The following is a 6,966-nucleotide window of genomic DNA, read 5'->3' as shown; positions in this document are numbered from 1 at the left end:
CGAAAGACGATCGTTGTGGACCTGACGCATCAGGTCCCGGTTGCTCGCTGCGATCACGCGGGCATCGGTGTGATGCGTGGTGGTGTCACCGACGCGTTCAAATTCCTTCTCCTGCAACACGCGGAGCAGCTTGACCTGCAGGGTCATTGTGGTGGAGTTGATTTCATCGAGAAAGATGGAACCGCCGTCGGCTGCTTCGAATCGACCGGCCCGGTTCGCGATCGCACCGGTGAACGAACCGCGAACGTGTCCAAACAGTTCGCTTTCGAGCAGGCTTTCGCTCAGCGCGCCACAGTTGACTTTGACGAACGGGCCACCGCTGCGATGACTCAGTTGATGAATTGCCGACGCCACCAGTTCTTTCCCGGTTCCGGTTTCACCGAGGATCAGCACAGACGCATTGCTGACGGCGACCTTGCGGGTCACACGGTCGACTTCGCGCATGGCGGGGGACCCACCGATCACTCCCGGCAACAGTTGGTTGCGGAGACTCACTTCAAACTGGCTTGACTGGTAGGATGAACTGTCACCCGGCTTCCCAACCTGATGAGGACGAATTGACTGCCGCGACAAATTATCACGAACTGACGTCGTGGGCTATGCGGTCCCACGCGGAACGTTGCCGAATCGTCGGTAAAGCTCGAAAGGAAATGGCACGTTGTGCGGATCTTTTAGTATCTGCGGCACGCAGTGATCAACGAAGAGAGGAAATTGAAACCGTCGCATCGGAGCTGATCCCCTTGTGCGACGCTTTAGGGTGGATCGCCCGCCACGGGGCTCGCGTGCTGGCCGATCGACGTGTGGGATTGTCGGGCCGGCCGGTTTGGATGTGGGGTGTCCGCAGCGTGGTTCAGCGAGTCCCTCGCGGTCGTGTATTGATTCTCGGGACGTGGAATTACCCAATCTTTTTGACGGGCGTCCAGGCCGCACAGGCACTCGCGGCGGGAAATTGCGTGTCGATCAAGCCCGCTGAGGGTAGCGAATCGGTGACCGAACTCATGGTGGATGCGTTTTTCGCCGCAGGAGTGCCCCGCGAAGTCATCTCCGTGCTCGATAGTTCCACCGAGGCGGCGGTTTCGGCGATCGACCAAGGAGTCAACCTGATCGTGCTGACCGGAGCCGCTCGGACAGGCCGCAAAGTCCTCCGGCAAGCCGCCGAGTCGCTCACGCCGACAATCATGGAACTTTCCGGATGCGACGCCGTCGTGGTGCTGCCCGGTGCCGATCAAGAACGGGTCGTATCGGCGATCAAGTTCGGATTGATGTTCAACAGCGGTGCGACCTGCATCGGGCCCCGCCGCGCTGTGTTTTGGCAGTCCCTGTCGCCTCTGAGTTCACAATCTAGTTCTGAGCAGAAGCCGGAATGGGCTGCTCGCCTGATCGATAGCCTTAGGGCGGCTCGGCCGGTCATCGTTCATCCTTCGGCACGTTCGACCGTGGCTGATCAAATTGCGTCCGCTCTCCACAGCGGCGCGGTCGACGAAATCGGAAAGTTTGATGAAGCCAAACTGCGCGACACCGGGGAGATGGCTCCGGTTGTGCTTTCTCAAGTCCCGCCTTCGCATCCGGTTTTACAATCCGACGTCTTTGCCCCGGTGATTTCGTTGGTCCCGGTTGCGGAGGAAGAGGCAGTCGTGGAAATCGTCAACGATTGCCCTTACCGGCTCGCCGCCTCGGTGTTTGGTTCCACCGAGCACGCCCAACGGTTGGCATCGCGATTGCATGTTGGTTCGGTCACGGTGAATGACATGGTGGCCCCAACGGCCGACCCGAGATTGCCGTTTGGTGGGCAGGGGGAGAGCGGATTCGGGGTGACGCGCGGTCCGGAAGGTTTGCTCGCGATGACGAACATACGAACGATCTCGACGCGTCGCGGTCGGGTCGCGCCGCACTTGTCAGAGCCTAACGATTCGGATGCGGAATTGTTGACCGGCGTCCTACAACTCAACCATGGCCGCGGGTTTCGCGATCGAATTGAAGCGCTCCGTCGCCTGACCACTGCCGCACGCCGACGCCGTTGATTAAAACCATTCAGTGCCCCGCCACGTCTCCCCTTCGATACAATTGCCCACCATGATTGCTTCTTCGTCCCCGTCATCGAGTCGCACGAGTGTTCCACAAAACGTGATGGTCGTCGGTGGTGGGCTCGCCGGTTTGTCGTCTGCGTGCGTGTTGGCCGCACGTGGACACCAAGTAACTTTGTGTGACAAAAACGATTGGCTCGGCGGGAAAGCGGCCGTGCACCAAACCGAAGGCTATCGGTTTGACATGGGGCCGACCATTTTGACACTGCCGAGTGTCCTCCGCCGCGTCTTCGCGGAAGCCGATCGCGACATGAACGACTACCTCGAAATCGTGCCGCTCGACCCGCAGTGGCGATGTTTCTTCGAGGGATCCAAGGAAGCCGGGACCAGCGAAAACTCGGTGCTCGATTTGGTCGCCGATGTGGATGCGATGAAGCGACACCTGCGGGACTTTACCGGTGGCGATTCGGCAGGTGCTGGGTATGAGAAGTTCTTGCGGGTCAGCGAACAACTGCACGGGGTTTCGGACCGTTTCTTCTTCTGGCGTTCGATCGGCGGGCTCGCCGACACGATGGAAGTCGGCGGGGCGTTCTCGGCTGCCGTGCTCAAAGACGTGATGTCGCTGCGAATGGGACGCAGCGTCGCGTCGGTGGTCCGGTCACACGTGCCCGAACACCGCGTTTCGCAAATGATGGATCACTTCACGCAGTACGTCGGATCGTCACCGTATGCGTCCCCGGCGGTGCTCTGCGGGATCGCTCACATGCAAACCGAAGAGGGCATCTGGTACCCGATCGGAGGCACCCGCGCCGTACCGGAAGCCTTGATCAAACTCGGAACAGAATTGGGAGTCGATTTCCGCCCCGGGACGGACGTACTGCGAATCAATACGGACGCTACGGGAGTCACGGGCGTTACAACGGCGGGCGGCGAGTCGATTCCGTGTGACGCCGTGGTCAGCAATTGTGACTCAGTTCGAACGTATCGCGAACTGTTGGACGGGACCCCAGAATCGAAAGCGTTCGAAAAGAAGAACCAACACGTTCCGGCGTGCAGCGGTGTGGTCTTGTATCTGGGGTTGAACCGGAAATACGAGCAATTACTGCATCACAATTTCATCTTTTCGAAGGACCCCGAAGCCGAGTTCGATGCGATCTACAACCGGGGCGAACCCGCCCCCGACCCAACCGCATACGTGTGTGCCCCCGCGGTATCGGAACCAGCCGTTGCGCCGGAGGGTGGTGAGGCGTTGTACATTCTCGTCCACACACCGTACCTGCGTCCGCATCACGATTGGAAGAAGATGTTGCCGGAGTACCGCGAGGTGATTCTCGACAAACTCGAACGGACGGCGGGAATGGAAGGCCTTCGCGACGCGATCGTGACGGAGGATTCATTGACGCCGGAGGGAATCCACAACCGATACCGGGTTCTCAACGGTGCGATCTACGGTCTGGCCAGCCACGGGAAATTTACCGGTGCGTTCAAACCGGGGAACCGCCGCAAAGACATTCGTGGTCTCTATCTCGCCGGCGGTGCCGCTCATCCGGGACCGGGTATGCCGATGGTTTTGATGAGCGGTTGGATTGCCGCCGACTCACTCGACGACGATGCCCGTGAGGGGCGTCTTTCCGCTGCCGCAGGATCGCGTGCGTGAATGCGGGAACCCATTCAACCGCATCGCGTCGTGATTCACGAACCCAACGCGACGTCATCGCCCCGCCGGCCAAGTGGTTTCAAAACGGCTTCCATCGCTTTTTGGATACCTACCTGAAACGGCATTTTCACGCGATCGCTTACGAAAATACGCCGCTCCCGACGGAAATCTCCGGCAATCCCGATTTGCCCGTTATCGTTTATTGCAATCATCCGTCGTGGTGGGACCCGTTGCTCGCGCATTTCATCAATCAACGTCTTTTTCATCCGCGGCAACTGTACGCCCCGATCGACGCGGAGGCTCTGCAAAAATACAAAGTGTTCGAGAAGCTGGGCTTTTTCGGTGTCGAATTGCACTCCGCATCAGGCGCCGCGGCGTTTCTGCAAACAACCGCAGAACTCTTTCGCCGTCCGGCAACGGCCCTGTGGCTGACTCCGGAAGGACGGTTTGCAGACCCGCGAGATCACGACGCCGAGTTGATGCCCGGTCTCGCTCATCTTTGCGCGAAAGCCAAAGAGGCGTTGGTCGTCCCGATGTCGCTCGAATACGTCTTCTGGGAAGAGCGACTGCCCGAATGTCTGATTCGGTTTGGCGAAGCCGTTTCGTTGGCGGAATTTCCTGACCGCAGCAAATCGCAATGGGGCGAAGATTTGACGCGGCGTCTTCGCGAAAACCAAACGCATCTCGCCGCGAGAGTCATCGCCCGATCTTCCGAACCGTTTCATAATCTTCTGCGAGGAAAGCAGGGCGTCTCAGGAGTCTACGATTGGTCGCGACGCGTGAAATCGTGGCTCACCCTTCGGCGGTTCGATGCATCCCACGGGCACCAATTCGAAGAGGGCCACAATGACTGATTGGTTGTCCCTTTTGATGCTGTTGGTGTTTCCGGCGATGTCCTTTGTGCTCGCGTTGGTCGCGTCGATGATGTTCGCCAACAACCTGCCGTTGTTCACGCGGTGGCGTGGCGGTCAACTCAATCCCGACGACGAACAACCGTCGGTCTCGGTCCTCATTCCTGCACGAAATGAGGAGGCCGGGATTCGCCAATCGGTTGAGTCGATTTTGGAGAACACCGGTGCGGATCTCGAGGTGGTCGTTCTCGATGACGACTCCGAAGACGATACGGCGCAAATTGTTCGCGAATTGAGTGAGGCGGACCCGCGAGTTCGGCTGATCCTGGGTTGCGGGCTGCCGGAAGGATGGAACGGCAAACAACACGCGTGTTATCAACTCGCCGAAGCGGCGAAGCATGATCTGTTGCTGTTTCTTGATGCCGACGTGCGGCTGCGCCCGACGGCTCTTCAGCAACTCGCCCGAAGAAAGGCTCAATCGACCAAAGCAGTGCGTGATGGTTCGATCCGCATGGAACTTCTCCGAGGGTTTGACGAAGGAAAGTCCGGTTCCGGCTACGTCGGTGAGTCGCTCGGGTTGCTTAGCGCGTTCCCACATCAGGAAACCGGCACGCTGCTCGAAAAACTGCTGATTCCGATGATGCACTACATCTTGCTTTGCTATCTACCGTTCCAGCGGATGCGATCGAGTGCGAGCCCCGCGTTTGCATCCGGGTGCGGCCAACTGTTTTTCACCGACCGGGAATCGTACCGGCGGTGCGGAACACACGAAGCCATCCGGTCCTCTCGCCACGACGGCATCAAATTGCCAAACGCATATCGTCAGCACGGAATGATGACCGACTGTGTGGACGGTACCGATGTGGCGTCCTGTCGGATGTACACTAGCGCCGGTGAGGTCGTCCGGGGACTCCTCAAGAATGCGACCGAGGGTATCGCGAACGTTCGCTTGTTGGTGCCGTTCACGGTCTTGCTCGGCGGCGCAAACGTGTTGCCTTACGTGGTGATCGTCTACGCGGTGACGATCGGCCACCAATCCGCGTCGGCCCGATCGGTGAACGTTGCGTTAATTCTCAGCGTCGCGGCGATCGTACTGAGCCACATGCCGCGGTGGGTTGCGGCGAAACGGTTCCGCCAAAGCATCGTCGGGGCGGCATTACACCCAGTCTCGATCGTCGTCTTCCTGGTGTTGCAGTGGGCGGCATTTTTTTAATCATCTTACCGGCAAACAAATTGCATGGCGTGGACGTAGCACCTGATCGGCAACACTCTCCGTAAAGGAGGCCGTGCAGTTTTACTTTCCCCTCCCTTTGAGAGGGTGATGATAGACGCTTGGCAATGCAGCACTTAAAAACTGCACGACCTCTAAGATGGGAGGTGGTTGTCTATGCATTTTCGCCTCTCCGCCCGTGTTCCTTCCGCAAAGCTCTATCCTATGTCCGTGGTTGCAAATTCGTCGATTTTGAATGGCGTCCGTAAAAGCTTCGCGTGTGCTGCCGCACTTTCGGTATTGACCACCGCGATTGTCTTGCCGGGTTGCGGATCCGATTCGGGAGAAACAGCGTCCGTTGCCGAAGTGCAAAGCGATCTGTTGCTGGCCGACAAACCGGAATCGGCGATTTCGTTGACGGAAGTCGCTGAAGCCTTCGCACCGTCGGAGGATTCCGAAGAGGTCAGTGTTGCTTCCCAGGAAGTCACCCTGACCGGTCGCATCGACGCCGGCGACTTTCAAGCGTTTCAAGACGATCAAGCGACATTCATGTTGAGCGAGCTGCCCGCCGATGGGCACGGCGCCGATGATCCCGATCACGAGGACAATTGCCCGTTCTGTAAACGCCGTGCGGCGAACGCTCCCAAAGCGATCGTGAACATGGTCGATGAGGCGGGAGCGATCTTGCCCACCGATGCTCGCAAACTGCTCGGCGTTTCCGAAGGCGACCGAATCGTCGCCGTCGGAATGGCGACTTTCGATGACACGGTCAACACGATCACGTTGCAATGTCGTGGTGTCTACGTCGACAAATAGCCCACCGTTTGCCATCGCTCCATCGACGCAAATCAGCAGAAAAAGAACGCTTCTTCAGCAAATGCCGTGACTCCACGACGGCTATAATGTCGTGCTCAATTGTTTTTTGATTCGCGGCAATGAGCACCTACGCCGAGGTCTTGGTTCTACCGAACTTCGGCGAGTGCGAGCCATCTCAAAGGAGCGTAGGCGGTGGGATTTCAGTATCGTGGTGTGTTTGCGGCAGCAGCCTTCTTCTTGGCGAACTGGGGCGTTGTTCCGTATGCTCTCGCGGCATCGGACTCTGTGACCGCGGAACCCGATCCGCGTCCCAATATCCTGTGGATCACGATCGAAGATTGGTCGCCCGATCTATCGTGCTATGGGACTCCCGGGATTCACACCCCAACGTCGACCAACTCGCCGCAG

General features: G+C 58.6%; 7 protein-coding genes. 6 read left to right on the top strand and 1 reads right to left on the bottom strand.

Going from position 1 to position 6,966, the window contains the following annotated elements:
- The coding region (locus tag RSSM_RS06215) for a sigma-54 factor interaction domain-containing protein (RefSeq protein ID WP_008675735.1) at positions 1–495 on the bottom strand (495 nt) is incomplete at its 3' end.
- Between the two features lie 23 nt (positions 496–518).
- On the opposite strand from RSSM_RS06215, the gene RSSM_RS06210 reads away from it, so the two are divergent.
- From RSSM_RS06210 to RSSM_RS33065, 6 genes are all read left to right on the top strand, one after another.
- Positions 519–2,021, top strand: coding sequence for an aldehyde dehydrogenase family protein (locus tag RSSM_RS06210; RefSeq protein ID WP_008675732.1), 1,503 nt, complete (start codon positions 519–521; stop codon positions 2,019–2,021).
- Positions 2,022–2,073: 52 nt separating this feature from the next.
- Positions 2,074–3,681, top strand: a complete 1,608-nt coding sequence (locus RSSM_RS06205; RefSeq protein WP_008675730.1) for a phytoene desaturase family protein — start codon at positions 2,074–2,076, stop codon at positions 3,679–3,681.
- The gene (locus RSSM_RS06200; protein WP_008675729.1) at positions 3,678–4,535 is read left to right on the top strand and encodes a lysophospholipid acyltransferase family protein; all 858 of its coding nucleotides are present in this window, start codon (positions 3,678–3,680) and stop codon (positions 4,533–4,535) included. The genes RSSM_RS06205 and RSSM_RS06200 overlap by 4 nt, the downstream gene beginning before the upstream one ends.
- The gene (locus RSSM_RS06195; protein WP_008675727.1) at positions 4,528–5,745 is read left to right on the top strand and encodes a glycosyltransferase family 2 protein; all 1,218 of its coding nucleotides are present in this window, start codon (positions 4,528–4,530) and stop codon (positions 5,743–5,745) included. The genes RSSM_RS06200 and RSSM_RS06195 overlap by 8 nt, the downstream gene beginning before the upstream one ends.
- Before the next feature lie 222 nt (positions 5,746–5,967).
- Complete coding sequence (locus RSSM_RS06190; RefSeq protein WP_144059606.1) at positions 5,968–6,558, top strand: hypothetical protein; 591 nt, start codon at positions 5,968–5,970, stop codon at positions 6,556–6,558.
- A gap of 192 nt (positions 6,559–6,750) precedes the next feature.
- On the top strand, positions 6,751–6,966 hold a 216-nt coding region (locus RSSM_RS33065; protein WP_008675724.1), incomplete at its 3' end, for a hypothetical protein.

The sequence above is a fragment of the Aporhodopirellula sallentina SM41 genome (assembly GCF_000346505.1).
Taxonomy (GTDB): Bacteria; Planctomycetota; Planctomycetia; order Pirellulales; family Pirellulaceae; genus Rhodopirellula; species Rhodopirellula sallentina.
Note: the sequence above shows the minus strand (reverse complement) of the source record. Positions and strands in the feature narration are given on the sequence as shown.